At 57.5% G+C, this 26,437-nt stretch carries 31 protein-coding genes; 19 read left to right on the forward strand and 12 right to left on the reverse strand.

The window, feature by feature from the left end; translation table 11 throughout:
* Positions 1 to 98: 98 nt before the first annotated feature.
* From K0B93_RS10865 to K0B93_RS10880, 4 genes are all read right to left on the reverse strand, one after another.
* On the reverse strand, positions 99 to 1,394 hold the full coding sequence (locus K0B93_RS10865; protein ID WP_219867227.1) for a glycerophosphodiester phosphodiesterase family protein: 1,296 nt from the start codon (positions 1,392 to 1,394) through the stop codon (positions 99 to 101).
* Between the two features lie 100 nt (positions 1,395 to 1,494).
* The gene (locus K0B93_RS10870; RefSeq protein WP_219867228.1) at positions 1,495 to 1,752 is read right to left on the reverse strand and encodes a YdcH family protein; all 258 of its coding nucleotides are present in this window, start codon (positions 1,750 to 1,752) and stop codon (positions 1,495 to 1,497) included.
* Positions 1,753 to 1,813: 61 nt separating this feature from the next.
* The gene (locus K0B93_RS10875; RefSeq protein WP_219867229.1) at positions 1,814 to 2,128 is read right to left on the reverse strand and encodes a hypothetical protein; all 315 of its coding nucleotides are present in this window, start codon (positions 2,126 to 2,128) and stop codon (positions 1,814 to 1,816) included.
* Positions 2,125 to 3,036 carry an esterase/lipase family protein gene (locus K0B93_RS10880; protein ID WP_219867230.1) on the reverse strand — a complete coding sequence of 304 codons (912 nt, stop codon included), beginning with the start codon at positions 3,034 to 3,036 and terminating at the stop codon, positions 2,125 to 2,127. Before K0B93_RS10880 ends, K0B93_RS10875 begins: the two co-directional genes overlap by 4 nt.
* 458 nt (positions 3,037 to 3,494) lie before the next feature.
* Between K0B93_RS10880 and K0B93_RS10885 the strand changes: the two genes are divergently transcribed.
* The 7 genes from K0B93_RS10885 to K0B93_RS10915 all read left to right on the forward strand — a co-directional run bounded on the left by K0B93_RS10885 (position 3,495) and on the right by K0B93_RS10915 (position 9,002).
* Positions 3,495 to 4,190: an ABC transporter permease gene (locus tag K0B93_RS10885; protein ID WP_219867231.1), complete on the forward strand. Its 696-nt coding sequence runs from the start codon at positions 3,495 to 3,497 to the stop codon at positions 4,188 to 4,190.
* On the forward strand, positions 4,183 to 4,893 hold the full coding sequence (locus K0B93_RS10890) for an ATP-binding cassette domain-containing protein (protein WP_219867232.1): 711 nt from the start codon (positions 4,183 to 4,185) through the stop codon (positions 4,891 to 4,893). The genes K0B93_RS10885 and K0B93_RS10890 overlap by 8 nt, the downstream gene beginning before the upstream one ends.
* A 9-nt stretch (positions 4,894 to 4,902) precedes the next feature.
* A complete protein-coding gene (locus K0B93_RS10895) occupies positions 4,903 to 5,700 on the forward strand; it encodes a substrate-binding domain-containing protein (RefSeq protein WP_219867233.1) in 798 nt (265 codons plus the stop codon).
* An 82-nt stretch (positions 5,701 to 5,782) separates the two neighbouring features.
* On the forward strand, positions 5,783 to 6,655 hold the full coding sequence (locus K0B93_RS10900) for a formate dehydrogenase accessory sulfurtransferase FdhD (protein WP_228743350.1): 873 nt from the start codon (positions 5,783 to 5,785) through the stop codon (positions 6,653 to 6,655).
* 12 nt (positions 6,656 to 6,667) lie between these two features.
* Positions 6,668 to 7,255: a molybdenum cofactor guanylyltransferase MobA gene (gene mobA / locus K0B93_RS10905; RefSeq protein WP_219867234.1), complete on the forward strand. Its 588-nt coding sequence runs from the start codon at positions 6,668 to 6,670 to the stop codon at positions 7,253 to 7,255.
* The gene (gene mobB / locus K0B93_RS10910) at positions 7,252 to 7,743 is read left to right on the forward strand and encodes a molybdopterin-guanine dinucleotide biosynthesis protein B (RefSeq protein ID WP_219867235.1); all 492 of its coding nucleotides are present in this window, start codon (positions 7,252 to 7,254) and stop codon (positions 7,741 to 7,743) included. Before mobA ends, mobB begins: the two co-directional genes overlap by 4 nt.
* Positions 7,744 to 7,754: 11 nt before the next feature.
* Positions 7,755 to 9,002, forward strand: coding sequence for a molybdopterin-binding protein (locus K0B93_RS10915; protein WP_219867236.1), 1,248 nt, complete (start codon positions 7,755 to 7,757; stop codon positions 9,000 to 9,002).
* Here the strand turns inward: K0B93_RS10915 and K0B93_RS10920 are convergent, their stop codons facing one another.
* The 4 genes from K0B93_RS10920 to K0B93_RS10935 are packed head-to-tail and all read right to left on the reverse strand — an operon-like array spanning position 9,003 to position 13,021.
* On the reverse strand, positions 9,003 to 9,479 hold the full coding sequence (locus K0B93_RS10920) for a DUF6505 family protein (RefSeq protein WP_219867237.1): 477 nt from the start codon (positions 9,477 to 9,479) through the stop codon (positions 9,003 to 9,005). It abuts the gene before it with no gap.
* Positions 9,476 to 10,180, reverse strand: coding sequence for a biotin/lipoate--protein ligase family protein (locus tag K0B93_RS10925; RefSeq protein WP_219867238.1), 705 nt, complete (start codon positions 10,178 to 10,180; stop codon positions 9,476 to 9,478). The genes K0B93_RS10920 and K0B93_RS10925 overlap by 4 nt, the downstream gene beginning before the upstream one ends.
* The gene (locus K0B93_RS10930; protein WP_219867239.1) at positions 10,177 to 11,022 is read right to left on the reverse strand and encodes an Mrp/NBP35 family ATP-binding protein; all 846 of its coding nucleotides are present in this window, start codon (positions 11,020 to 11,022) and stop codon (positions 10,177 to 10,179) included. The genes K0B93_RS10925 and K0B93_RS10930 overlap by 4 nt, the downstream gene beginning before the upstream one ends.
* Positions 11,023 to 11,041: 19 nt before the next feature.
* The gene (locus K0B93_RS10935; protein WP_219867240.1) at positions 11,042 to 13,021 is read right to left on the reverse strand and encodes a 4Fe-4S binding protein; all 1,980 of its coding nucleotides are present in this window, start codon (positions 13,019 to 13,021) and stop codon (positions 11,042 to 11,044) included.
* Positions 13,022 to 13,158: 137 nt separating this feature from the next.
* Here K0B93_RS10935 and K0B93_RS10940 point away from each other — a divergent pair, with 137 nt between their 5' ends.
* From K0B93_RS10940 to K0B93_RS10975, 9 genes are all read left to right on the forward strand, one after another.
* Positions 13,159 to 13,737, forward strand: coding sequence for a DUF3305 domain-containing protein (locus tag K0B93_RS10940; protein ID WP_219867241.1), 579 nt, complete (start codon positions 13,159 to 13,161; stop codon positions 13,735 to 13,737).
* On the forward strand, positions 13,737 to 14,351 hold the full coding sequence (locus K0B93_RS10945) for a DUF3306 domain-containing protein (protein WP_219867242.1): 615 nt from the start codon (positions 13,737 to 13,739) through the stop codon (positions 14,349 to 14,351). The genes K0B93_RS10940 and K0B93_RS10945 overlap by 1 nt, the downstream gene beginning before the upstream one ends.
* A gap of 84 nt (positions 14,352 to 14,435) precedes the next feature.
* Positions 14,436 to 15,047 (forward strand): TorD/DmsD family molecular chaperone, encoded by a 612-nt coding sequence (locus K0B93_RS10950; RefSeq protein ID WP_219867243.1) that lies wholly within the window; start codon positions 14,436 to 14,438, stop codon positions 15,045 to 15,047.
* A 41-nt stretch (positions 15,048 to 15,088) separates the two neighbouring features.
* Positions 15,089 to 15,277 (forward strand): twin-arginine translocation signal domain-containing protein, encoded by a 189-nt coding sequence (locus tag K0B93_RS10955; protein WP_219867244.1) that lies wholly within the window; start codon positions 15,089 to 15,091, stop codon positions 15,275 to 15,277.
* A gap of 86 nt (positions 15,278 to 15,363) precedes the next feature.
* On the forward strand, positions 15,364 to 18,249 hold the full coding sequence (locus K0B93_RS10960; protein ID WP_228743351.1) for a formate dehydrogenase subunit alpha: 2,886 nt from the start codon (positions 15,364 to 15,366) through the stop codon (positions 18,247 to 18,249).
* Positions 18,250 to 18,264: 15 nt separating this feature from the next.
* Positions 18,265 to 18,873 carry a formate dehydrogenase FDH3 subunit beta gene (gene fdh3B / locus K0B93_RS10965; RefSeq protein WP_219867245.1) on the forward strand — a complete coding sequence of 203 codons (609 nt, stop codon included), beginning with the start codon at positions 18,265 to 18,267 and terminating at the stop codon, positions 18,871 to 18,873.
* Positions 18,874 to 18,959: 86 nt separating this feature from the next.
* Entirely contained in the window at positions 18,960 to 20,132 is a 1,173-nt protein-coding gene (locus K0B93_RS10970; RefSeq protein ID WP_219867246.1) for a formate dehydrogenase subunit gamma, read from the forward strand.
* Positions 20,129 to 20,254, forward strand: a complete 126-nt coding sequence (locus K0B93_RS19355) for a hypothetical protein (protein ID WP_267460728.1) — start codon at positions 20,129 to 20,131, stop codon at positions 20,252 to 20,254. The genes K0B93_RS10970 and K0B93_RS19355 overlap by 4 nt, the downstream gene beginning before the upstream one ends.
* Positions 20,232 to 20,486, forward strand: a complete 255-nt coding sequence (locus K0B93_RS10975; protein ID WP_285366953.1) for a sulfurtransferase TusA family protein — start codon at positions 20,232 to 20,234, stop codon at positions 20,484 to 20,486. Before K0B93_RS19355 ends, K0B93_RS10975 begins: the two co-directional genes overlap by 23 nt.
* A 105-nt stretch (positions 20,487 to 20,591) precedes the next feature.
* Here the strand turns inward: K0B93_RS10975 and K0B93_RS10980 are convergent, their stop codons facing one another.
* Complete coding sequence (locus tag K0B93_RS10980) at positions 20,592 to 21,083, reverse strand: DUF4442 domain-containing protein (RefSeq protein WP_219867248.1); 492 nt, start codon at positions 21,081 to 21,083, stop codon at positions 20,592 to 20,594.
* Positions 21,084 to 21,235: 152 nt separating this feature from the next.
* Here K0B93_RS10980 and K0B93_RS10985 point away from each other — a divergent pair, with 152 nt between their 5' ends.
* Together K0B93_RS10985 and K0B93_RS10990 are read left to right on the forward strand one after the other, a co-directional pair.
* A complete protein-coding gene (locus K0B93_RS10985) occupies positions 21,236 to 21,496 on the forward strand; it encodes an acyl-CoA-binding protein (RefSeq protein WP_219867249.1) in 261 nt (86 codons plus the stop codon).
* Positions 21,497 to 21,626: 130 nt separating this feature from the next.
* Entirely contained in the window at positions 21,627 to 21,938 is a 312-nt protein-coding gene (locus K0B93_RS10990) for a site-specific integrase (protein ID WP_219867250.1), read from the forward strand.
* 16 nt (positions 21,939 to 21,954) lie between these two features.
* On the opposite strand, the gene K0B93_RS10995 is transcribed toward K0B93_RS10990, so the two are convergent.
* Entirely contained in the window at positions 21,955 to 22,446 is a 492-nt protein-coding gene (locus tag K0B93_RS10995; protein ID WP_228743352.1) for a hypothetical protein, read from the reverse strand.
* 260 nt (positions 22,447 to 22,706) lie between these two features.
* Here K0B93_RS10995 and K0B93_RS11000 point away from each other — a divergent pair, with 260 nt between their 5' ends.
* On the forward strand, positions 22,707 to 24,806 hold the full coding sequence (locus K0B93_RS11000; protein WP_228743353.1) for a TonB-dependent receptor plug domain-containing protein: 2,100 nt from the start codon (positions 22,707 to 22,709) through the stop codon (positions 24,804 to 24,806).
* Here the strand turns inward: K0B93_RS11000 and K0B93_RS11005 are convergent.
* Both K0B93_RS11005 and K0B93_RS11010 read right to left on the reverse strand, forming a co-directional pair.
* Positions 24,803 to 25,600 carry a hypothetical protein gene (locus K0B93_RS11005; protein WP_219867252.1) on the reverse strand — a complete coding sequence of 266 codons (798 nt, stop codon included), beginning with the start codon at positions 25,598 to 25,600 and terminating at the stop codon, positions 24,803 to 24,805. The genes K0B93_RS11000 and K0B93_RS11005 overlap by 4 nt on opposite strands.
* Complete coding sequence (locus K0B93_RS11010; protein WP_219867253.1) at positions 25,597 to 26,424, reverse strand: citryl-CoA lyase; 828 nt, start codon at positions 26,422 to 26,424, stop codon at positions 25,597 to 25,599. Before K0B93_RS11010 ends, K0B93_RS11005 begins: the two co-directional genes overlap by 4 nt.
* Positions 26,425 to 26,437 lie beyond the last annotated feature (13 nt).

Raw genomic sequence — 26,437 nt, forward strand, 5'->3', positions numbered from 1 at the left:
GAGCTTAGCGGGGACGCGGCCACCGGCCGCGCCCACGGTTCCTTAAGGCACTGATATTTTAAAGTTGCCTCACTTCCACCCCATCAGCGACGAAATAACTATTCAGCCAGCCCCATGCAGTTGGCATAAAACGTTGTGGTAGCCGGCCAATCAGAGAAGATGCCAATCACGCCCACGTCCCTCGCGAGCGCGTCGATCACCGTAAGCACGTCACCGTCGTTGTTGATGGCATCCGTGACGCTCTGGTAGTACCAGCCACCGCCGCTGGCCAATGGACCACTCCGCTCCACCGTCCAGGCAATCAAATCCAGCCCGGCCAGACGGGCATTCTCGGCATACCCGGATGGCACGATCTCCTGGTGCCCATTCAGCGCCAGCAACTTCCAGAGCGCGGGCGCCAGAATGTTCACGCCCTGGGCTTTCAAACTCTCCATATAGGCCAGAGAGGTGTTGCCATCCGTGGGTTTGGCCTGATCGAGAAACACCGCCTGCTCACCAAAGCGCGGGGTTTCGTTAATCCAGAACAGTACGTCATCCAGATTGAACGACTGCGGCCAGACATCCCCGGGAGACACCCCGGCCTTGCGGTAGTCTTCGATCATCTGGCGGGCGTAATCCTGCTGGCTGTAGTCGCCCTCGAAGGGCATCTCGACCACCGGTGATTTAAGCTCCGGCGTGAATTTCACACCAAGGGCCTGAAACAGGTCGATGCTCTCGCGATGGGTCATCAGGGTGCCACGGGCGGTGTACAGATCGGTCCGCCAGTCTGCGGTGCCACGCACATACTCTTCCGGGGTGGTTGCCATAGGATTGAAGGCATCCATCTTGCCCTTCAGGGTTTTGAACTCGGCCAGGGTGATGTCGCTGGTCCGACACTCCGCCCGGGCCGGTATGCCCGTGGCAGGGTCTGCTGGCACAAAGGGCTGGGTACACCTGGCATTCAATTCGGGAATGGTGACGATGTCGGTGGTGGTATGCAGGTCATTCTGGGCGTGCCGGCACACCAGCTCCCGGTCCTTGGTGAATGCGACATCACACTCGACAATACCGGCCCCCATCTTGGCGGCAGCAACGTAGGATTCCAGGGTGTGTTCCGGAAACTGGAGCGGCGCGCCCCGGTGGCCAATCGAGAAATCGGTTCGCTTCAGGTGCTTGGTTTGGCAGGCTTGCAGACGCTCTTTCAGCGGGCCTTCATCCATGTCGTCGACCAGCCAGAACGGGCGCGGCCCGATCTCGATGGTGTCATGACCTTTGGCACCATGCTCCAAGGCTCCCTGCCAGTCGACCTGTCCGGGCGGCAACCGGTTCTGCCCCGCCTGGGTGTTCGGCGCAGCCTGCGTGCAAGCCAGGGGCAGTGAGCAAAGCGCGATGCCCAGCAATGTGCGTAATATCATAAACAGCTCCTTGTGAAATGAATGATACTGCCAATTCAGTGTTCACAAGGAGCGTTACGATGGCGTGAACGTTAGTTGACCACTGTGTGGGCGTTTTATGTCAGCCGGCGGCAGCCGCCTCATACTCCCGAACCATCGTGTACAGCTGGTCCTTCAGGCTCAGACGCTGCTTCTTCTGGTTTTCCAGGTAGTCGTCCGAGGTGTTTTCAGCGCCCGACTCAATCCGGTGAATCTCATGGTCCAGCTCATGATACTCATCGAACAGCCGGGCAAAGTGGCCACTGTTGGCTTTAAGCAGGTGTATCGCTTCTCTGGACTCGGGCAATTCGTGCAAAAGATCGTGTTTTTCCAAAGGCATCGCCAGCACTCTCCATGGCTGAGTTAGGGATTATTCCCCGTCAGTTTAGAGTGCGGCTGCCCTATGCTTCTTGATCCCGATCAACGGCCTGATCCGGATCCGGATCCGGCGATAATGCCGCAATTGCAAAGCCCAGGCCCGCAGCGGCCAAGCTCACACTTCTGTAGCTCACCCTTGAGATACCACGATGCGACACCCGAACCAGCCGGCTCCAGGGACGGGCAACCGGAACGCGCTCCAGAAGGCCGAAGGTTTCGTCAGCTATCGCAAGGTGCACGCGCTCGAGCTTCAACGCGCTGTGACTCGCCCCCTGCGCGAGCAGGTCCCCCATCCCGAGCCACCAGCGGCGCTGGTGCGGATCAATCTGGATACTCATACCAACCACTCCTGCAGTTGAGTTGCCACATCCGGGTGATGGGCCAGACCAATGTGGTCAATCCCCGGAAACGTCGCCATGCCCGCCAGCTGCCAGCCCGGTTGTTCCAGACCCTGCGCACTGGCTTCATGCACCAGGGCATCGCCGAACAACGCATTCACGGGGTGAGTTCTGGAGCGGGACAACAAACCACAGACCACATAATGCCGGGCGCCGGGCAGCAATGGCGCCTCACCCGCACCCTGTTCCAGAATGTCGCCCCGGGAAAGATTACGAATGCCCGAGCTACGCAAATCAATCACCTCACCAATCACCTTCAGGTAGTCGCGGGGCATGTCATTAAGCATCCCCGCCACCGAACGCGCGCCCCTGGCCAACCAGGATCCATCATGAGGCGATCCGATGTACACGCAATCGCTGAGCGCCTTCAACCACCGGTGCCCGGCTGCTTGCCCCGACTGGCAGGCGCTGCGAATCACCAGCCCCCCCATACTGTGCCCAAGCAGGATCAGGCGGGTGACGGGCACGGGCCAGGAAGTAACAACCTGTTCCAACAGCTGTGCCAGATCCCGGCCATTGCGGTAGATGGGCCGACCAGTGTTGTAACGCAGCACAAGATCGGTAACACCCCCGCGAATGGCCGACGAGAGCGATGCACCGTAGCTGTCACCCGAGGCACCCGGCATGCGCCAGACCGTTTCCAGCTCCATCAGGCCATGTATGGAAAGGCACAGGGTTCCGGAAGGCTCGTCAATGCAGGGATATGCCGGGTCCAGCTCGGAATTCTGGTGCAGCAACGCCAGAGAGACCGCCAGCGGATTTCGGCGTGACTCCAGCCAGTCACCGAGGAAACCACTCGCAATAGCAGAGGTCTGGCGTTGCCACCGAGGCATCGGTGCAGACGGCATGAAACAGCTTCCTTCTGTGAAATTTCGACCCAGTCTACACCCATTGCCGCTCAGACACGCGCTTGCCCTGATCGTTCAGATTGTAGAAGCCGGAAATGCTCTCTCCATGTACTTCAGACGGGCGCGAAGCTTCTGGCACAGTTAAGCCTGTTTGGCGGCCCGCTTCTCGGCCTGACTGAGGTCCATAGTCAGTGCCCCTGCTCAACCCCCTCGATGCCGATTTCGTCGAAGTATCTCTTCCCTCCGAACATCAACATCTGTAGCTTTAGCCTTTACGTAGAATAATAAAAGTCGTCTATATCGGGCCTTACCATGATTCATTCGGCGCTCGACGCACCCGGACTCGCAGAATCACCTTTGTTTCGTTTCCACTCGGGTTGAACCTGCTCAAAGCCCTTGCGAACCTGAGGCAAAGAGGATTGAATCTTTGTTTTACTGCTGCAGGACTATCCTTATAAATGGATGCTTTGTCTGAAGCCTTTCGACTGATTATCACGCTGGATGCAGATCTCTTCGAAATCCTTTTGCTGTCCATCCGGGTCAGCCTGATTGCCTTGGCCATATCCGCCATCATCGGTTTGCCCCTCGGGAGCTGGCTGGCGATCTCCAAATTTCCGGGGCGGAAATTCTGCATCCTTTTGCTCAATGCTCTGATGGGCATGCCCCCGGTGGTTGTGGGGCTGATCGTGTACCTGCTGCTGTCTCGGTCCGGGCCACTGGGTTGGCTGGGGCTTCTGTACACACCCTCTGCCATGATCATCGCGCAGGCAGTCCTGATCACCCCGATTATTGCGGCCCTGTCGAATCAGGTGATTGAGAATCTCCATCAGGAATACCGCGATACTTTTTACTCCATGGGCATCACCGGACGCCGGGCTGTGGTGGCCTATCTGGTGGACGCACGCTATGCCCTGACCACCTGCATTCTGGCGGGCTTCGGTCGCGCCATCGCCGAGGTTGGTGCTGTCATCATCGTCGGCGGCAATATTGATCATCTGACCCGTGTCATGACCACCGCCATCGCGCTGGAAACCTCCAAGGGCAACCTGACCCTCGCCTTGGGCCTGGGAGCGGTGCTGCTGTCGCTGTCATTGCTGGTCAACGCGCTGGTGATAGGCGTCCGTGAATACGCTGCGAAACGCCAATATGCCTAATCCACTATTGCCCATAAGTATCCGCGATCTGCGCCTGACCAGAAGCGATCGGCCCGTGCTGGGAGGGGTGAACCTGAAGATTGATGACCCTGGTATCACTGTGATTATGGGCCCGAACGGCGCAGGCAAAACCCTGCTCTTGCGCTGTCTGCATGGCCTGATCACTCCGGATCAGGGATTCATCAAACTGGGTTCTCTGGCAGTCGCGGACAGTCGCGATGAGCAGGCCATGGTCTTTCAGCACCCGGTACTGCTGCGCCGAACCGTGCTGCAGAATCTGGCCTTTGCGGCCCCCGAGATTGCCAAGACCGCGCCCGAGCGTTTGATTCAGGCCCTGGAGTCGGTCAACCTGGCTAACCGCGCCGACCAACCCGCCCGGATGCTGTCAGGTGGGGAACAGCAACGACTGTCCCTGGCCCGAGCGCTGTTGAGTGAGCCCGCATTGTTGCTCCTGGATGAGGCGACGGCTAACCTTGATCCGGCATCGGTTTTGTTAATCGAATCCCTGGTCAAAGCCCAAAGCCTCCAGGGAACCAAGGTGATCCTGGTCAGTCATGATCAAAGTCAGGCTAGACGTCTGGCCGATGAAATCGTATTTATGTCTAATGGGAAGGTAGCGGAGCAGAGTCCGGCGGATCAATTCTTTACCACGCCCCAGACCCCTGCGGCCAAAGCTTATCTGGCCGGTGAAATCCTGTTTTAGAGGGCTGCCATGAAACATCTCATCACCTGCATTGCTTTAATGTTAAGCGCTCAAACTCTGGCGGATACGATCATCGTTCAATCCACCACTTCAACTCAGAACAGTGGTCTGTATGACTACCTGTTACCGATACAGGAAAAGGACACCGGTGTTGAGGTTCATGTCGTCGCAGTGGGCACGGGACAGGCGATCAAAAACGCCATGCATTGTGACGGGGACGTTCTCCTGGTTCACGCCAAGCCCGCGGAAGAAAAATTCGTCACCGAAGGTTATGGCGATTACCGCCGCGACCTGATGTACAACGACTTCGTCATCATCGGGCCTGAAACTGATCCGGCCAATGTAGGAGGAGCTCAGAACGTTATTGAGGCTCTGGAGCGGATCAAGCAATCAGGGGCTAAGTTTGCGTCACGCGGGGATGATTCGGGGACACACAAGAAAGAACGATCTCTGTGGCAGGCGGCCGGTATCGACCCTGATACCGGATCCGGTCAATGGTACCTTGAAACCGGCAGCGGCATGGGCGCAACCCTCAACACGGGCGTGACCCTGAGCGCCTATGTGTTGACCGACAGAGCCACCTGGATCACATTTGCCAACAAACAGGATGCCACCATTCTCTACGAGGGAGACGCCTCCCTGTTTAACCAGTACGGTATTATTCCCGTCAACGCGGACAAGTGTCCCAGCGTGAATCAAGAGGCGGCGAAGACCTTTGCACAGTGGTTGGTGTCCGAAACCGGACAAGCCGCCATTGGCGCCTATCAGGTTGATGGTAAACAGTTATTTTTTCCGAATGCCAACTAGGTTGACCGGATATGATCGGGTTGGCCAAGCGTAATCCGACACCGGCATCATATGTCGCGTAACACCCCGAATGGCTCGAACAATGATGACGATTGAAAAGCTTCTTCCCAACCCCACCGACCCCCGGCTATCGCGCACTGTTGAAGGCGTTGACGAGACCGGTCAAGCCAAATCGATCAGTGTGATCGAAGAGCGTCCCCTGACCATCTATCTGAACAGCCAGGAGATCGTCACGGCAATGACCATCGGCGATCACCCGGAGTACCTGGCGCTCGGTTTTCTCCTGAACCAGGGGATGCTGAAAGAGACCGACCGGGTCACGAAGATCGATTTTGACGAAGAGCTGGAAGTCGCTGTGGTTCGCACCGCGGGTGTCACAGACGTGGAAGACAAGCTGGAAAAGAAAACCCGGACCTCAGGCTGCGCCGTGGGCACTGTGTTTGGAGACATGATGGCGGGACTTGAAGGGCTGTCCTTACCGGACACACCGGTTCATACCAGCACCTTCTACGACCTCTCCTACCAGATTAATCACACGCCCAGCCTGTACATGGAAACCGGCGCCATTCACGGCACGGCCCTGTGTCAGGGGCTTCAGGTCCTGGCCTATATGGAGGATGTCGGACGTCACAATGCGGTCGACAAGATCGCTGGCTGGATGCACTTGAACGACATCCAGGCGGCCGATAAAGTTCTTTACACTACAGGCCGCCTGACCTCCGAGATGGTGATCAAGACCGCCCTGATGGGCATTCCTACCCTCATCAGCCGGTCCGGCTTCACTGCCTGGGGCGTCGATATTGCCCGGCAGGTCGGGTTGACGCTGATTGGCCGGATGCGCGGCAAGAAATTCACCTGCCTCAGTGGCCAGCACCGTCTGGTCTACGATCAGGACTTGTCGCAGGTTCCCGATGAGGACAAGAAAATGCGCCGTAAAGGTGCTCAGCGTGATTGACGGAGGCGGAGCATGACTGAGTGCGCAGTCATTCTGGCCGGTGGCCAGGCAAACCGCATGGGCGGCGGTGACAAGGGACGATTGTTGCTGGGCGATCGGTCGTTGATCCAGCGTGTCATTGATCGAATCACGCCGCAGGTCGACGCCGTGGTGTTGAACGCCAATGGGGATCTGAGTCGTTTCGACGATTTGGGGTTGCCCGTGGTGGCCGACTCTGTCACCGGCTACGCGGGCCCGCTGGCGGGTGTGCTGGCAGGAATGGATTGGGCGGCGGAACAGGGCCACGATTGGCTGATCAGTGTCGCCGCCGATACCCCATCCTTCCCTCTAGACCTGGCCCGGCGTTTGTCCGAATACGATACTCCGGTGGTATTGGCGGCGACGCCGGACCCGGAGCGCGGCCGAGTGCCCCAACCGACCTTTGGCCGCTGGCGGGTTGCATTGCGTCACGATTTGAGAGATGCCCTGAACGACGGCGTGCGCAAGATTCGTCAGTGGACACAAACCCAGGGCGAGACCCTGGTGATTTTCGGTGAGGATGACTTTTTCAACATCAACACGCCAGAAGATCTGGCCTGGGCGGAGCAGCATCTGAAGTGAATGTCATTGGTATTGTCGGCTGGAAAAACTGCGGAAAAACCACCCTGGCCAGCGCACTGATCCGTGAGCTTTCCAGCCGAGGTTTAACGGTCAATTCGATCAAACATGCCCACCATAAAGTGGATGTCGACCAGCCCGGCACCGACAGCTACCGGCATCGCGAGGCCGGCGCCCGGGAGGTCATCCTGGCGGGTGGACAACGCTTCGCCATCATGCACGAGCTTCGGGACGCCAACGAGCCGACCATGGATGAGTTGCTGGCCCGTCTGGGCCCCTGCGACTGGGTCGTGGTTGAGGGGTTCAAGTCCCATAAACACCCCAAGATCGAAGTGCACAGGCAGGAGTGTTCCCGTGCGCCGCTTCATCTGGAAGACGCCAGCATTATTGCAGTGGCAACGGATTATCCTTCGGAGTTTTCGGGCCCCGGCTTTGATTTGAACGATGTATCCGGGATAGCCGACTTTATTCTGAGCCCAAGAGGGCCGTAAACGGGAGAATCATGAACGAGCTTCGTAACGACTGTTTTGCCCTGCCCCCCGGGGTAAACTGGACACCCGTAGACGAGGCACTGGAGCGCTTGCGTTCACGTTTGCATCCCGTGGTGGGCGTGGAGCGCGCTGTTCCGCTGTCACAGGTGAGTGGGAGGATACTGGCGAGCGATGTCTATGCGCCTCGCGCCCATCCCCCCAGCAGCAATTCTGCGGTCGACGGCTATGCGTTTGCAGGACCTTTAACCCGGGTACCCTGCGCCCTGCCCCTGGTGGATGGCCGCAGTGCCGCCGGTGAACCTTACATGGGGCAGGTGCCCGAAGGCCACGCGATCCGGATCCTGACCGGCGCGGTGATGCCGGCTGGCACTGATACGGTGGTTCTGGAAGAGGACTGCGAGGTCGTCGATGACCAGCTGCATTTGAATGGTACGTTAAAAGCAGGCGCCAATCGGCGAAAAGCGGGTGAGGACATCAAAGCGCAGGATCGCATCCTCAAGGCGGCAACCCGCCTGACGCCGACCCAGGTTTCAGTCCTCGCCAGCGTGGGTGTGGCGTCGGTGGATGTGTATCAGCGACTGCGCGTTGGCGTCCTGTCCACGGGCGATGAAGTGAAGCCAGTCGGTTCAGCGGTCACCGACTGGCAGATTTACGACGCGAACCGCCCGATGCTGAGTGCCCTGGTGGCACAGCTTGGCTACGAGTTGGTCGACCTGGGCCATGTACTGGACCGGGCTACGGACGTCAAAGCAGCGTTAGAGCGTGGCGCCGAGCAATGCGACCTGATCCTGACCAGCGGCGGGATATCTGCCGGGGACGAGGATCATGTGTCGAAAACGCTGAAAGCCCACGGTGACATCAGCAACTGGCGCATCGCGATCAAGCCCGGGCGGCCGCTGGCGCTGGCCATGTTCCGTGGCACGCCTGTGGTGGGGTTGCCGGGCAATCCGGTGGCCGCCTGGGTCTGCGCGCTGCGTTTCGGCGCGCCCGCGATGGCGCTGCTGGCAGGGGGGGAGTGGTTCGAACCTCAGGGCTATCTCGTGCCCGCCAGTTTTACCAAGAACAAAAAGCCGGGGCGCAGCGAGATGTTGCGCGCTCGGGTCCGTAACGGTCAGGTTGAGGTGTTCGGCTCTGAAGGCTCGGGCCGGGTTACGGGGCTGGCCTGGTCTGAGGGTCTGGTGGAACTGGATGAGACTGCGCAGCAAATCGAGCCCGGGACCCCCGTGCAGTTCATCCCCTACGGCAGCTTCGGGTTGTAATCACTCGACGCTGCCGTGCACGGCAAAGGCCTCCAGTGAGGCATCTTGTGGAGCCCGGGAGCGGTAGGTTTCCTCAACTCCCAGCTCGGTCAGCGTGCGGCTGACCATCAGCAGGGTGTTGTCTTCGAAGTCCTCACACATGCTACGCATCTGCTCAATTTCTTCGCAGGCGACGGGGTAAGCCGCGTCGATATCCGGCGCACCGTAGCGCTCAACGAAAGTTTGCGCGAGGGTCCTGCACAACTGCTCCAGTTCCGCTTCAGTAATGTCACAGACCCCAACAAAACTGGCGCGGCCACCCGACTCTACACTGTACCAGCCGTTGCTGAAGGCCTGACGGGCCTTGCCCGTCAGATCCGCTTCGCGCCAGTTCGAAAACTCGAATCCGCCTGAGATCGCCCATTCGCCGCTGGGGGCCGGCACCTCGTAGACATTTTCATCGGATACATCCAGACGCAGGGTTCTGGCCAGTTTCATAGGTGCTCCGCGAATTCAATCAAACTCACTGTCTCGGTCATGACGTCCTGACGCAATAGCATCCGGCCCTTTTCATCCAGACCAACAAAGACTCCGGGTTTTGGCTGGTCGATCATTTTACCCAGAGTGTCACAACGTGGTCGCCACTCGCTATGTACGCGTTCGAACCCACTGTCCATGAAGTAGGTCAACCACAGCAAGGTGTGCTTGGACCAGCTTTCCAGCAGCCCCATGGGGGTGATCTCGACACAACCCTCCTCGTGCAGACAGGTTTGATTCGGGTTTTTGCCTGGCTCGTTGCTCAAATGCATGAAGGGTACATTGATGCCGATGACCAGCCAGTTAGGTTGCGCTTTGGGATCAGACACATCTGCGGCAAAGCGAACAACACCGCAGAGGGCGCCATTGACCTTGATACGATCGGGCCATTGAAAGTGCACAGGCACTTCGGGCGGGGCCAGTGCCCCCAGACTCTCGGCCAGACCTATCTGGGCCACGTAAACGGCTTGAATCGCCTCTTCCAGGCTCGTTTCCGGTGCCAGCACCAGAGCTGCCCGCAAGGTGTCGACCGCGTCGGAGTAAAAAATCGTCCCGGAATCGACCCCGGCGATGGCTCGGCTGACGGCCTTGTCAAAGGGATCCGTGTGCTTGGGCACCACTTCGCCCGAGAGTAGCGGCGGGAACTGGGGTGACTCGATCATCGCATAGCCCGGGCGTAGACATCAGAAGCAACAATTTCATCGGCAATACGCTGGAAAGCCTTTGCCTGCGGGCTATCCGGCTTTGACACCACAATCGGAACGCCGCCGTCCGAGCCCACACGGATATCCAGATCGAGCGGGATCTCGCCCAGAAACGGCGCGCCAAGCTTTTGTGCTTCAGCCCTGGCGCCGCCGGATCCGAACGGGTGGTGTTCTTTCCCGCAACCGTCACAGACGAAGGATGCCATGTTTTCGATCAGACCAAACAGCGGCACCTCCATCCGGTTGAACATATCGATGCCTTTGCGCGCATCCATCAAAGCGATGTCCTGGGGTGTCGAGACCACAACGGCGCCGGCCACAAAGAATTTCTGACTCAGGGTCATCTGGACGTCACCCGTTCCCGGGGGAAGATCCACCAGCAGCACATCCAGCCTGCCCCAATCCACCTGATTCATCATCTGTTGCAGGGCGCCCATCAGCATGGGTCCGCGCCAGACGATGGCTTCGTCGTCCGGGGCCATCAGCCCCAGGGACATCAGGGTCACGCCATGATTGCGCAGGGGCAATATGGTATGCCCGTCAGGACTGGACGGACGACCTGAAACACCCAGCATACGGGGCTGGCTGGGCCCGTAGACATCCGCATCTAACAGACCCACCTTGAGACCTTTCGAGGCCAGCGCAACCGCCAGATTGGACGCCACTGTCGACTTGCCCACACCACCCTTACCCGAGGCGATGGCGATGATGCGATCAATCCCCTTAGGATTTTTGTCCTGGGGCCGGGGCGCGTCGGTGCCGATCAGATTGGCTTGTCCCGCGTCAACGTATTGAACCATGTTGTGTCCTGTTTTGTTTTTAACTGTCCAGGTAGTCGTCCCTGGTGCGAACCCGAGGACGCTCGCCCCCTGCCATGGGTGAGTTATCCGTGTGGTACTGGGCTTTCACTCGACAGTCGTCGCACATCTTTATGAGCTGGACATTGTCAGCGTTAGTGTACATCCAGTGCTGGTTTTCCAGTTTTTCAACGATCCGGTTAATGGTGCTGGCGACACCAAAGGGCGTTCCACAACTGATGCATTCGAACGGTTCTTCGCCATGCAATGCCCGGGCACTCAACGCATCCTTCGACACATCCAACTGGGGTTTCAGAGTGATGGCCGTTTCCGGACAGGTGCTATCACAGACGCCACATTGAACGCAGGCGTTTTCCGTGAACTGGACTTCCGGCCTGTCAGGGTGGTCGCCAAGGGCACCGGTCGGACACAGTGATACACAAGCCAGACAGAGTGTGCATTTATCAGAATCGATTTCTATCGCACCGTAGGGGGCGCCCACGGGCAGAGGAATCGGCGCTTCGATCCTGTCCGCCATCGCGGCAACGGTGACCCGGGTGATGTCACGGCGACCGCCAACCAGCAAAACCGGCTCACTGACCCGTCCGGCGTTATCACCAGCGGCGCAGAGTTCGATGGCTTCGATAACCCGGACCCGGCTGGGTGAATTATGGGTGCCTTTGAGCATGGCCTGCGCCAACTCAACTTCCGCCGTAACCGCCCGGCGGTCTATCTCGTTATCTGCCAGGATCAGAACTTCTGCATAACCCGCCCCGAACGCGGCCATGATTTCCGCATGACCGATCCGGTCTACATGTTCCAGTCCCAGCGGGATCAGATCATCAGCCAGCCCATCGTCATATCGAGCCAGATAGACAATGGCCTCCGCACCAGCGCTCAACGTGTGAAAAACCAGACGCGGAGCTTCGCTGGTATGCTCGCGGTAGACCCGGGCCATGACTTCCAGGTACTGGGTGATGGCCTCGAAGGGGGTTTCATTCATGGTCACGGCCGACGTCGGACAGACCGCCGCACAGGATCCGCAGCCGGCGCAAATATCCGAATCGATTTGTATGTGGTCGCCAGCGGAAAAAATAGCTTCGGTCGGACAGACGTCCAGACAACGCGTACAGCCCGTCTGGTTCGCCCGGGAATGCGCACACAGTGATTCTTCCAGCCTGAAAAACACGGTCTTCTCAAACTCACCGACCCGATCCCTGGCGGTCAAGGCGATACGTTCCAACTCTTCGGTTTTCGCCGGGTCAGCCCAGAAATAGCCGTTGCGCTTTTCATGACTGGGAAACGCGGGGCCAATACCGCGCAGGTCAATAAAGATGTCGCACTCACTGCGGGCAGTGGCTTTGATCTCGCCAAAACCGAGGGCGCCACGACCCGCGGGATTCAGCGTTTGCAGTTGGACAAACTCCAGTTTGAAGTTGCCCAGCGCGCCTTGGGCCGCCGTCAATTGACCTCTGGCCACGTCGTAGCCAGCGGAGGGTAGCTGTATCGGCCCCGAATCATTGACGATGCACGTAACCCCCAGCTCGTCCTGCACCAGTTCAGCCATCCTGATGGCCTGCTCGGTAGGACCGACAATGCAACACACCCCGCTGGACTGAATGGTTTTCACCGGCGCCATAGGAGCCGGTAACTGTGCGGCGGCAATCAAGGCTGCCTGTTTGGCGTGTATGCGCTTCGGGCTTGCGTTCGGTGCGCTCCAGCCCGCGCGATCCCTGATATCGATGGAACTCAGCGGAGCGGAGTGCTGAATTTCACTGTATATGTCCTCGCTCAAACGCTCGAACAAGGCGGCTTGTTGGCCGCAGGCAATGAGCACTTCGCTACTGCCGCCCAGATGCTCTGCAGCAGTTTTCATATCGTTGCCGCACAGTTGATCCACAACGATCACCTGCTCAGCTGCCGCTGCCGTTTGCAGTGCCTTGTGATCAAGCGACTGTGATTTATCGCAGGTGCATAACAGTAGGGTCTTGTGTGCCGTCATCAGGAATTTGACTCTTTTCGTTGTTGTTATACGTATACGTGATCATGCCTCCGTTAGAGCATGGCACAGCCCTTTCTTTTTAGACAACTGGATAATTGTTTGGGCTCTGCTAGCTTTTAAAAAAAAGAGATGTAGTCATGAGCAGTCGCACAGAGCATTGGAAACGCGAGATACAAGTGGGTGCCGTCGTCCGCCGTTCCCCTGGAGTGACCCAGTGGGCGCGTGATATCTGGAAGCCAGTGGCCGTCATACCGGGCGCACCGGAGGCGTTCTGGAAAGAGCTGGTTCGCGAGGGCGAGGTGGTCGATTTTCACGCAGGCACCGTTCCCATGGAACTGTTTCGCGCCGATGTGGAAGGTTACCTTGTGTCCCTTAACATGACCGTTCCCTCCGTCTGGATCATCATGGATAAAGACCAGACCAGTCGCTCTCCCTCAGGGTGGGTGGTCAGCACCATTACCGCCAGTGCCCACGAGGCGTTGGATGCCCTGGACAGTGGCGAAAGCATTGTCGAAGCCGTTCCGATCCCCGAGTCGCTGGCGGCCTGGATCAAAGAGTTTATCGACATGCATTACATCGAGGAGCCGTTCAAAAAACGCCGTCGCGATGAGGTCCGTGTTGACGCTGTCGAGGAGGGCAAAGGCGATCCACGTATCCGTCAGCAGAGCGACGTCTACCGTGCTCCCTCCCACCTCAAAAAACCCAGGGTGCACTGATGAGTGAGTCACGCCTGCAGCGCTGGTCGCGTCAGAAAGCCGAAGCTCGCAAAGAGGCGGAGCTCGCCCCTCCCTCGCCAGCCGAATCCGAACCATCACCCGAAGCGCAAGAACTCGTCATCAATGAGACCTTGCCCGAGCATGAGATCCTGGAGAAGTACAACCTGCCCGCCCCGGATACCATCGTGCTGGGCACCGACATTACCGGGTTCATGCGAAAAGAAATTCCCGAATTCCTCCGTCGTAAGGCCCTGCGCGCGCTGTGGAAATCAAACCCCGTTCTGGCAGTGCTGGACGGACTCAATGACTACGACGAAGATTTCTCGGACGCCGCCACTGCAGGCAACGTCGTGCAGACCCTGTACAAAGTTGGGCAGGGCTTAATTGATAAAACCGCAAGGGTGGATGAGCAAGTCGAGATCCCGGTTAAGGAACAGGCCAACGCTTCGGAAACGATTTCCTCTGCGGAGGACGCCGAAGAAATCGTCGACCATTCAGAATCCGAAATGCGTGCAGAACCCCTTACCGCTAGCCGCCACTCTGAACCTGTGGCTCCCGAGCCTGAGCTGGAAACGACACCTCGCTATCGTCCCAGGATGCGTTTTGACCATTAGCGGCTGAAGCCGAAGTTGCTCCCGCGCTAAATCGGGTCTATAGAATAGTGATGGAAATTTAAACAACAACAAGAGAGATAAAACTTGGCCAACGCTGTAGAAGTTCCATGCCCCCGTTCGATCAACGACGAAGATCGTGCGCGAGCCCAAATGTATCAGTTGCTGGGCGTCTTGCTGGGGGGGCCACCTTCCAAAGAGCTGCTCACCGGATTGGCATCGCTAAAGGGTGATGACACTCCGCTGGGGGCTGCCTCAAAGAATCTCGCAGCTCTTGCCGAACGCACTACTCCTTATGACGCCGAACGCGAGTACAACAACCTTTTCGTGGGCGTCGGCCGTGGTGAACTGCTGCCTTACGCCAGTTACTACCTCACCGGTTTTCTGAATGAGAAGCCCCTCGCGAAATTGCGTAGCGATCTGATGGTCAGGGGCATCAAATCGAGGGATGACGTTAAAGAGCCCGAAGATCACATCAGCACGCTGTGCGAAATCATGGCGGGCATCATCACGGGCGAGTTCGAGTGCGACAGCGATTTGCCTTCACAGAAAGCCTTTTTTGACGCCCACCTGGCAAAGTGGGCGGCGTTATTTTTTACCGATTTGGAAGAAGCGCAAAGCGCAGTCTTCTTCGCTCCTGTGGGCTCGTTGGGTCGGGCTTTCATGACCGTAGAAGCTGATGCTTTTGCAATTCAGTAACCGGGATCTGCCCGATCCCTTAACTCAGGTGGAGGTGTCCGATGGACAACCCCAAACATGAAAACAGCCGTCGCCGTTTCTTGCAGCTGGCAGCAACCGCAGCACCAGCTGCCGTTGCCATGGCAGTTGCACCGAACGCCGCAGCCGAGGTCGCTAACGACGCCCCGAAAAGCCGCGGTCTGCGTGACACTGAGCACACAAGGAAATACTTCGAATCGGCTCGCTTTTGAGGAAGCGTGCGTCGTTCAGGATTGCGTGATGCTCCTGAATGATCACACCTCCGGAAAAACGAGAACAAAAAACAGAGGTAACTGACATGTTAAGGAAGAAAACCAACGGGGTAGCGAAAGGCTCCCGTGCGGGATCTTTACTTTCATCCCTCGCCGCAAAAACTCTGGACCGACGTGGGTTTCTGGCGGCCTCCGGTGTCACCGTGGGTGGTCTGGCGGCTCTATCGCTGACGTCCACGCGGGTTCGGGCCGAAACGCCGTCGGCGGAAGGCGGGGAAGTCGTTCTCAAGAAATCAGTATGTACGCATTGCTCCGTCGGCTGCACGGTCGAGGCCGAAGTGCAAAATGGCGTCTGGACCGGCCAGGAGCCGGGATGGGACAGCCCATTCAATCTCGGCGCTCACTGTGCGAAAGGAGCCTCTGTGCGCGAGCATGCGCACGGCGAACGTCGCCTCAAGACCCCTATGAAAATGGTCGATGGCCAATGGCAGAAGATCTCCTGGGAAACCGCCATCAACGAGATCGGCGACAAGATGCTGCAGATCCGCGAAGAGAGCGGTCCCGACTCCGTCTACTGGCTCGGCAGCGCCAAGTTCAACAACGAACAGGCGTACCTCTTCCGTAAATTTGCTGCCTACTGGGGCACCAACAACGTCGATCACCAGGCCCGGATCTGTCACTCAACCACGGTCGCGGGCGTAGCCAACACCTGGGGCTACGGGGCGATGACGAACTCGTACAACGACATCCACAAATCCCAGGCGATTTTCCTGATCGGGGGTAACCCCGCCGAAGCGCACCCGGTGTCGTTGCTTCACATTCTGAAAGCCAAGGAAGAAAACAACGCGCCGCTCATTGTTTGCGATCCGCGTTTCACGCGCACCGCCGCCCATGCCGATGAGTTTGTACGCTTCCGGCCGGGTTCAGACGTGGCTTTGGTCTGGGGCATTCTCTGGCACATCTTTGAGAACGGCTGGGAAGACAAGGAGTTTCTCCGCACCCGGGTGTGGGGAATGGACGAGATCCGAAACGAGGTGAAACGCTGGAACCCTGAAGAAGTCGAGCGGGTTACCGGTGCACCGGGAGCCCAGCTTGAGCGCGTTGCCCGTACTCTGGCGAATAACCGCCCGGGCACCGTCATCTGGTGCATGGGTGGTACCCAGCACACCAACGGAAACAACAACACACGCGCCTACTGCATTCTGCAACTGGCACTGGGCAACATGGGCGTTTCTGGCGGCGGCACCAACATCTTCCGTGGTCACGATAACGTTCAGGGTGCCACCGATCTGGGCGTCCTGGCCGACACCCTGCCCGGCTATTATGGCCTGGCCGCCGGCTCCTGGGCTCATTGGGCGCGCGTCTGGGAGGAGGACCTGGACTGGCTGAAAGGTCGGTTTGCCGTGTGGGACAAAAACGGCAAATCCAGAGCCATGATGAACGAGAAAGGCATTCCGGTTTCCCGTTGGATCGATGGTGTTCTGGAGGCCAAGGAAAACTTGGAGCAGCCCGACAATACCCGGGCCATGGTTCTGTGGGGCCACGCGCCCAACTCCCAGACCCGTATGCTCGAAATGAAGGAAGCCATGGAGAAGCTGGACCTGTTGGTCGTCGTGGATCCCTTCCCCACCGTGTCGGCAGTTTTGCACGATCGCAAAGACGGCGCTTACCTGCTGCCAACGACCACCCAGTTCGAGACCTACGGTTCCGTTACTGCTTCGAACCGCTCGCTCCAGTGGCGTGAAAAGGTGATTGAGCCACTGTTCGACTCCAAGGTCGACCACGAAATCATGAAGCTGTTCTCGGACAAGTTCGGTTTCACCGATCGTATGTTCCGCAACATTGCCATTGAGGGCGACGAGCCGTCGATCGAGGACATTACCCGCGAATTCAATCGCGGTATGTGGACCATCGGTTACACCGGTCAATCACCCGAGCGTCTCAAGAAACACATGCAGTACCAGCACCACTTCGACAAGACCACTCTGCGAGCGAACGGAGGCCCCTGCGATGGTGACGTCTATGGGCTGCCGTGGCCTTCCTGGGGTACAGCGGAGATGAATCATCCCGGAACACCCAACCTGTACGACATGTCGTTGCCGGTCTCCAAGGGCGGCCTCACCTTCCGGGCCCGGTTCGGTGTCGAACGCGACGGCGAGAACCTGCTTGCAGAAGGCGTCTACTCCAAGAATTCCGAGATTAAGGACGGCTACCCGGAATTCACCATGCAGATGCTGATGGATCTGGGCTGGGACGGCGACCTCACGGATGAAGAGCGCGCCAGCATTGAAACAGTTGCCGGTCCCGAGACCAACTGGAAGACCGATCTGTCAGGCGGTATCCAGCGGGTGGCCATCAAGCACGAGTGCGCACCCTTTGGTAACGCCAAAGCGCGGGCCGTGGTCTGGAACTTCCCGGATCCCGTGCCGATTCACCGTGAACCGCTTTACACCACGCGCCGGGATCTGGTCAAAGATTACCCTACCTACGAGGACAAGACCTTCTGGCGGGTTCCGACCTTGTACGAGTCCATTCAGAAGAATGACTTCAGCAAGGAGTTCCCCATCATTCTCACCTCCGGCCGCCTGGTCGAATATGAGGGTGGCGGTGACGAGACACGCTCGAACCCCTGGCTGGCGGAATTGCAGCAGGAAATGTTCATCGAGGTGAATCCCCGCGATGCGAACAACCTGAACATTCGTGACGGCAACGACGTCTGGGTTTCCGGTCCGGAAGGCGGACGCATCAAGGTCAAGGCGATGGTGACCGAACGGGTTGGCGAAGGCGTCGCCTTCATGCCGTTCCACTTCGGCGGAGAACTGGAGGGCAAGTCTCTGAGGGACAAATACCCCGAAGGGGCCGACCCGATTGTCTTGGGTGAATCCACCAATGTTGTTCAAACATACGGGTATGACTCGGTCACGCAGATGCAAGAGACCAAGGCCACCCTGTGTTCGATTATGCCGGCATGATGAGAGGTGTAGATCATGGCACTTGAAGGACAAGCACGCGCAAAATTCCTTTGCGACGCCGAACGCTGCATCGAATGCAATGCCTGCGTAACGGCCTGTAAGAATGAGAATGAAGTCCCCTGGGGCATCAACCGCCGACGCGTGGTGACCATCGAAGATGGTAAGCCTGGCGAGCGCTCGATCTCGGTAGCCTGCATGCACTGTTCTGACGCGCCTTGTATGGCCGTCTGTCCGGTGGACTGCTTCTACCAGACCGAGGACGGCATAGTGTTGCACTCCAAGGATCTGTGTATCGGCTGTGGGTATTGCTTCTACGCTTGCCCCTTCGGCGCACCTCAGTTCCCACAGGCGGGCAACTTTGGCAGCCGGGGCAAGATGGACAAATGCACGTTCTGTGCTGGCGGTCCTGAAGAAGACAACTCGACAGCGGAGTTCTCAAAGTACGGACGCAACCGCATTGCGGAGGGAAAATTGCCACTTTGTGCGGAAATGTGCTCAACCAAAGCCCTGTTGGCCGGTGATGGCAACGAGGTGGCGGATATCTATCGCCAGCGCGTGGTGAACCGTGGTTTTGGTTCCGGCGCCTGGGGATGGGGCACAGCCTACGAGAAGAAGGGTGCATAAACCGGCCTGAGTGTTCCGGGGCCCGTCGGGCCCCGGTATTCAGAAAGGCAACGAATGCTTCTTTTCGATTCCGCTGGAGTGCTCTCATGAAATCAAAACTATTTAGTGCCGCCGTCCTTGCGCTGGCGACACTGCTGTTTAATCCTGCCTGGGCGCAAGATGGTTCGACCGTTGATCGAACTGCCACGGGGGGAGCTCAAACCCTCGAAGACATCATGCGCCGTCAGGAACAGTTGGAGATCGATGAGTCCTTTCGATCTGAAAACCTCGGTAATCCCGAAAATGCGGCGCCGGCCAGTGGCCAACTGGGCACGCTGGGAGGGCGCTCTGATGCCGATGTCTGGCGCTCTATCCGCTACAACAAGATTGATCCCACCGTTCAGTCACCCGGACCGGCCAATGGCGTAATGATTCAGGACGAAGGCATGCCCTGGTACAAGCTGCGCGAGGGACCGGTGATCACCTACGGCGGCGGTGCAATCCTTGGCTTCGTGGCATTGCTGGTGGTGTTTTACTTCGTTCGCGGCAAAATCATGATTGATGGCGGTCCTGCCGGCACCACGATCGAGCGATTCAAGGCCGTAGAACGATTTGGCCATTGGTTGCTGGCCGGCTCGTTTATCGTTTTGGGTATAACCGGGCTGGTCACGTTGATGGGGCGCAGTTTTCTGATCCCGGTGATCGGGATCGACGCCTTTGCGCCGATCGCTGCCGGCTCCAAGTGGCTTCACAACAATGTTTCGTGGGCCTTCATGCTGGGGCTGGTAATGACGTTCTGCATGTGGGTGGCGCACAACATCCCAAACAAGCTGGACTGGCAATGGCTTAAAGCGGGCGGCGGCATCTTTACCAAGAGCCACCCTTCAGCCAGGAAGTTCAACGCAGGTCAGAAAATAATTTTCTGGACCGTGATGGTGCTGGGCTTTTCGGTCTCTCTGTCCGGCCTGTCCCTGCTGTTCCCGTTTCAATTGCCGATGTTTGCCGATACCTTTGGGGTTATCAACAGCGTCCTGGGCACCAGTTTCCCGACCGACCTGGCACCCCACGAAGAAATGCAATACGCCAACATTTGGCATTCGATTGTGGCCTTCGTGATGATGCTGGCCATCATTGCCCACATCTACATCGGCTCGGTCGGTATGGAAGGGGCATTCGATGCCATGGGCAACGGTCATGTTGACGTAGAGTGGGCGCGCCAGCACCACGATCTCTGGGTGGCTGAGGTCGAGGCCAAAGAAGGCAAAGGAGAGTCATCATGAAGGTCATGATTTCCGCATTTGTCGCAGCCTTGGTGATTGCCTCGCTCGCCCCGGTCGTTCTTGACCAGTTCGGCTGGTCCTCAGCCGAACAAGCCAGCAGTGAGAGCGTACGCCTTGAATGATCAGACCGGGGTACACCAAATCGACGCCGTCGGTTTAGTGTGCCCGCTCCCTATTTTACGGTTTAAAAAACGCACCCAGGGTTTACCCAGCGGGACCGAAGTCGAATTTCTGGCCGACGACCCCAGTGGCCGTCGGGATTTGCAGGCGCTGTGCGAAATAACCGGTCACCGGATTGAATGGATCCGGGAGGAGAACGCCGGCGTTCTCCGTTATCGCATCTGTCTGGCATAGCGGGCATTCGAGAAGGTTATTAGCCCTCCGCCAAAAACTTCGGTTTTACGTTCAAGGGCTGAATGTATTGGTTTGGTCAATCTGTGGAAATAGCCCCAAACGCAGTTACCCCCGCTTAGGCGTCCACGCCCACACCATCTCGATTTCGATGGGCTCCTTGCCCTCACTGTCGCGAATGGTGACCGGGACGGAAACGTCGCCTTTTTCTTCCGAACGCATTCGCTCGCGCTGCTCTTCCGTCAGGTGGGCTTCAACGGTCATGTCACCCTTGGCACGACGGGTATATTCCGCTTTGGCAGTCTTGATCACCGGCACCTTGTCGTCCGGCACGTTCAGGCCAACCAGAAAGCCGGTTGCCGACTCAGCCAGCACCAGGGAGGCAACCGCATGCACGCCACCGATGTGGTTCTGAACACGGCGCTTGTTGGCCAGACTGATGACACACCGCGCCTGATCCAGTGATTCAATACGGATGCCGGTGGTACCGGTAAACGGCACGACCTTTCCGAAGAACAGGGTCAGGGCTCTGGAACGGGCAAAATCAGGCAGTCGGTTGATTTTATTTACGATTCCAGACAACTTGTTGGTGCTGGCCATGGGCAACTCTCCGCTTATCGAATTTTTCGGCTCGGGACAATACCCCATTCGTCGAAGGAAAGGAACGTTTGGTCAATGACGACGGGCCCTGTGCTGGCTATACTCGGCCCAATCCCTCTCAGGACCCAACGAATACCAACAAGGAGAGCAAGATGAGCGATCTGAAAACCCAGTTCGATGAAGCCGTAAAATACATCCAGAACGCCGAGGGCGATTTTCAGCCGTCCAACGAGATGAAGCTGGAGTTCTATGCGCTTTACAAACAGGCCACTGAGGGCGATGTTTCCGGCAAGCGCCCGGGCATGATGGACTTTGTTGGCCGCGCCAAGTACGACGCCTGGGACAAGCTCAAGGGCACTTCCAGCGACGAGGCCATGCAAAAGTACATCGACAAGCTCAACGCCCTGAAATAAGCATTCCTCCCTGTGGACTCCGGTCAGGTTGATCGGGGTCACTCTTCCCCTAGAAAGTTTTGCGACGTTCAAACGTTTGTCATAAGATGCGCCCAACATAACAAGAAGAACCCTATCGGAAGAGTTATTCATGGATATCACCCAAGCGCTGGAACAATCCCAGCCCGGCCTTGTTGGTCGTGTAAAAAACGCCATTCGCACCCAGCACCTGAACCAGCGTGCCGAACAGAATTACCTGCACTGGATTACCCGCTTCGTGTTGTTCCACGATATGAAAGACCCGGAAACCCTCGCCGGCGAGGATCGCCAACTGTTCCTCAGCTATCTGAGCGACCGCGTCGAGATTTCACGTGCACGGCTGAACCAGGCCAGCCAGGCCCTGACGTTTTTCTATGAGGATGTTCTTGGAAAAGCCAGCATGGGCGAAACTGCTGCAGCCTGAGTGCCGCAGCAGTGGTTTAACGCCCAGTCATGTTGACGTTCAGGGCGTCGTAATTGCGGTTTTCAGGCGGACGGATAACGTAGTTGTTGCTGTGCGTCTGCCCGGGAATGGACTTGGGATTACTGAAGCGGAATTCCACCGGAATTTCGGAGCGCCCCAGGTCCGTTCGGCTATCCCGAGGCTGTAAAGCCAGCGGGTCCAGGTAAAAATCGTCGTCTGTAGCAGGCTTGACCGGCACACCGACCGCCGGCGCAGACAACCCACCCTCGATCACCGTATTGGCGAGAACGTCTTCTTCTATCGAGCGCAGTGGAATGTTGTGAATCGTAGAACGTTCTTCGTATTCAAAGGCATCGTCTTCGCCAGGGGCCTCGCTCTGGGCGGAAACCAGTGCCGGCAGCGCAAATAACACAACACTGCCCGCGCCCCTCACCGAGCGACCGACCAAACGTCCGACTATCCCAATCCCCGAAAACATATCCATGACCACAAACCTGTGCTGACTCATTCATCCATGCCAAACGCACATGACAATTTTTGATCAGTCTATCGTCAAAAAAGACGGTTTGCGCAGTTGGTCGACGATTCTGTGACGCTTTTCACTAACACGGGAACACAAAACATAGCAGCATGGGCTCGGTGCATTGTCAGGACAGCCTCATTCCCCTTTTCAAGTTTGCTTAAGCAAGAAATACGTCTAAACTCCGGTTTGGTAAGCAATTCTCGCGCTTAGGTACGCTCTTTCAACTCGGTCACAGGATGCGCATATTGAAAGTCCGCCAGCAACTCTGGATCTCAGTCCTCGTTTGGCTGTTAATTCCCGTGGCGGCAAACGCAGCATCCAGTGATGACACACTCTGGGATACCCCTCTCGAGGAACTGGGTCAGATCCGGGTGGTTTCGATCGCATCCGGGACCGCAACTCCGCTGGACAAAGCTGCAGCCATTACCTCGGTCATTAGCGCCGACGATATAGCTGCAATTGGGGCAACGGACCTGGATCAGGTTTTGGAGACCGTTCCCGGTCTTCATGTTAACCATTCTGACCAGGGCTTCACGCCCAAGTATATTTTCCGCGGCATTACCTCCAGCTTCAATCCCCAAGCTCTGCTGTTGATCAACGGTGTTCCTGTCACCTCAATGATGTTCGGTAATCGAGGTAATGCATGGAGCGGCATGCCGGTTAAGGCCATCAAGCGGATAGAGGTAATTCGCGGCCCCGGATCAGCCCTCTACGGTGCGGATGCCTACGCCGGTGTCATCAACATCATCACCAAGAGCGCGCAGGATATAGATGGTGTGGTGGCCGGCGCGCGTACAGGAAGCTTCGACACCCACGCTGCGTGGATTGAGGGCTCCACCGCATGGAATGGCACCGATATCAGTCTGGTGCTCGAACAGCAAAGCACCGATGGCTGGCGCAAAACTATCGATCGTGATGCCCAAACCAACTTCGACGAAGCATTCGGTACGTCTGCCTCCCTGGCTCCTGGACCGGTAAATATGGCCGCAGACCATTTCGACGCTCGAATTGATTTCAGCGGTGATCGCTGGCAGTTGAGGGCCGGCTTGCAAGATCGAAGGAATCTTGCCACGGGTCCTGGCCTGGCACAGGCACTCGACCCTGAAGGGCGTTACGAGTCCCAGCGGATCAACCTGGATTACAGCTATCATTGGCTGGAAATAATCGATGGATTGGATATTGAGTCGCGAATCAGCTACTACAACCTTACCCAAGAACCTGAAAACGACATCGCTCTGTACCCGCCCGGGGCTTTTGGTGGTGCGTTTCCTGATGGGTTTCTTGGTAGCCCGGGGTACAAAGAGCGGCAAGCACGGCTCGATCTGAGCTCTATCTACAGTCGCTTTGACAACCACCGCATTCTGTCGGGCGTTGGCGCCTTTTGGGCAGATTTATACGACGTCAGCGAGCGTAAAAACTTCAATGCCGACTTCAGCCCGAAGGGGCAAGTGGAAGACGTTTCCGACGATCCGGATCAGGTCTGGATGCCGGAAGAAGATAGAAAGAATTACTACATGTTCGTACAGGATGAATGGCAATTTGCCCAAAACTGGCAACTGGTAAGCGGGCTTCGCTACGACTATTACGCCGACTTTGGGGACACGGTTAACCCGCGAGCAGCATTGGTCTGGGCCACCACAAACAATCTGACTACCAAGTTTCTTTATGGCCGTGCGTTCCGAGCGCCCTCCTTGAATGAACTCTATGTTGACAACAACCCGGTCACGGCGGGTAATGATGAACTTGACCCGGAAACGATTGACACTCTGGAACTGGCTCTTTCCTACCAGGCCAGTTCACGCCTCTTTTACGGATTTAATGTTTTTTACTACGAAATTGATGACCTGATAACTGCGGAGCCCACGTCGGGACCAGTTTCCAGCCAGTATCAAAATTCAGGGAAGCGAAAAGGTCATGGCGGAGAACTGGAGGTGACGTATCAGGCGCTCGACAATCTCAATCTGACAGCAAACTACGCTTACCAATCCGCCGAGGATGATGAAAATAAGGAATCAGTCGGGCAGGCGCCCAATCATCAGGTCTATGCCCGCGTTGAATGGCAGGTTGCGCAGACGTGGGCCCTGAACACTCAAGCCAACTGGGTTGGGGAACAAAAGCGGGCAGCTACCGACTCAAGGGAGCCGGTAGCGGACTACACGACGGTTGACTTTACTGCCCGCACCAACGGCCTGTGGCGTGGGTTTGATATTGCAGTTTCGGTCAGAAACGCATTCAATGCCGACGTTCGCGATCCTAGCCCCTATTCGGACCCGAGACCGGCGATTCCCGGTGACTTCCCCATGCCGGGGAGATCTGCCTACGTCGAAGCGCAATACCAGTTCTAGGCACTCCAATTCCGCTTGGCGGGCCCTTCATAAACGATGTTACTGCATCGCACAGGAAAGAAACTTCCCTCAGGCCTATCTCGCGCATCTTGATAGCATGGTGCCAAGCCCGTGACAAAAGCCGGACTCCCGAAAATCTGGTACTCCTGACAACTCAGGCCGATGTCAGCGGCGAGGCCCGCATGCACCGCCGCAACGTTCATTGAGTAGCCATACTTTTCATATAGATAGCTGTGCACATTAAGTGCGATCTGCAAGTAGCGGCCGCCATCCAATTCAAACTCCCTGGCTTTGTCCAACATGAATGGGATTCGCTCGTCGGTCCTGGACAGCGGACGACCATAACCATAGATAGTCCGACCCGCCGACTTCTCGTTTTCAACGAACTCGCCGAGATCACCGCCAGCGTCAAGATGCTTACCGGCTCGATAGAAAAAATCGAGCGCCCGCACTTCAGGACGGCGACCATATATCGACGCTTCCGAAATGCTCAGTCCGGCCATTAACGACAGTGATGCTGTTGCGCGAACGGTCCCTGCCAATGCCGTTACGTGGTTAGGCCATATCGAAGCGTCCGGATAACTGGTGGAAACCCAGAATGAACTCAGCAATTTCGCAACATTTTCACCCGGATCGCGCCCTAAAATGGCGTATAGATATAGATGAATCCAGTCGTAATCGCCGAGCTCCTTATGCAAATCCTTGCCATGCACAATAACCCGGTCGGAAAGGTAGGCTTTGCCCTTGCGGGTTACCCAACGTTTCTCGGTATCCAAAAGCCGTTTGTGACTCATTTTCGGGTCGCCTCCGGAGAATCCGTGTTGGAGCCGCTCTCATCAAGCTCGATCGCGGGGCCGTAGTAAGGGAACTTTTTCCAGCCCATCTGTTTCTGCTCCAGGGCGTGTGCTGCCGCCCCCGGCAGCCGGAGCATCAGGTACAACATGCTGCCCTGATCCGGATCCATACCGAGATCCACCAGCGCGGCTGCCGCAAGCCCGCTCATTGCCAGAGGGTAGCCGACGTGCTGCTCCAGGGCCTGCCGATTGGCTTTCAGCCAGGCGAGTGCACCGTTGGCTGGCGCTAATCCGACGAGCAGGTCCAGCGATTGGAGAATGGGCGTGGGAGTTACGTCGCCATTCGGATCGAAGCCGGGTGCATGTTCCATGGGCAGCCAGATGTCTGCCCGTTCGTCGTCACTAGGGTTCAGTAGCCGGGCGCACCATCGATCAAAATCAAAACGGCATTCTTGCCATAACCCGATACACACCGAGAGTTCCTGTGAACCACCGTACTGGCCGGCGCCAACTGCAAGTGCCGCCATCAAGGCGGAGCTGTGATTGGTCCCAGCCACTCCTGCATTCATTGCCGCCCGGACGCTGGCCTCCCGGGGCCCCGGGTTCGCGATAACCAAGGCGAGCTTCTCGAGTAACTCCGGCTCTCCCGTGCCCGGTCGCTCGCCCTTGAACATAAGCAAGAGGTACTCGAACCAACCGGCCTTCCGGACGACTTCGCCGTAGACATCGTACCCACGGCAGTAGCAGGCCCTTGCCGCAAAAGGGTTTTCAGCTTCCGGCTCTTCCAGCCAGATGTTGGAGTGGTACTGATACTCTGTAGCCATTGGGTTGTCCTGT

Source organism: Marinobacter sp. F4218 (assembly GCF_019443085.1).
GTDB classification, from domain to species: Bacteria; Pseudomonadota; Gammaproteobacteria; order Pseudomonadales; family Oleiphilaceae; genus Marinobacter; species Marinobacter albus.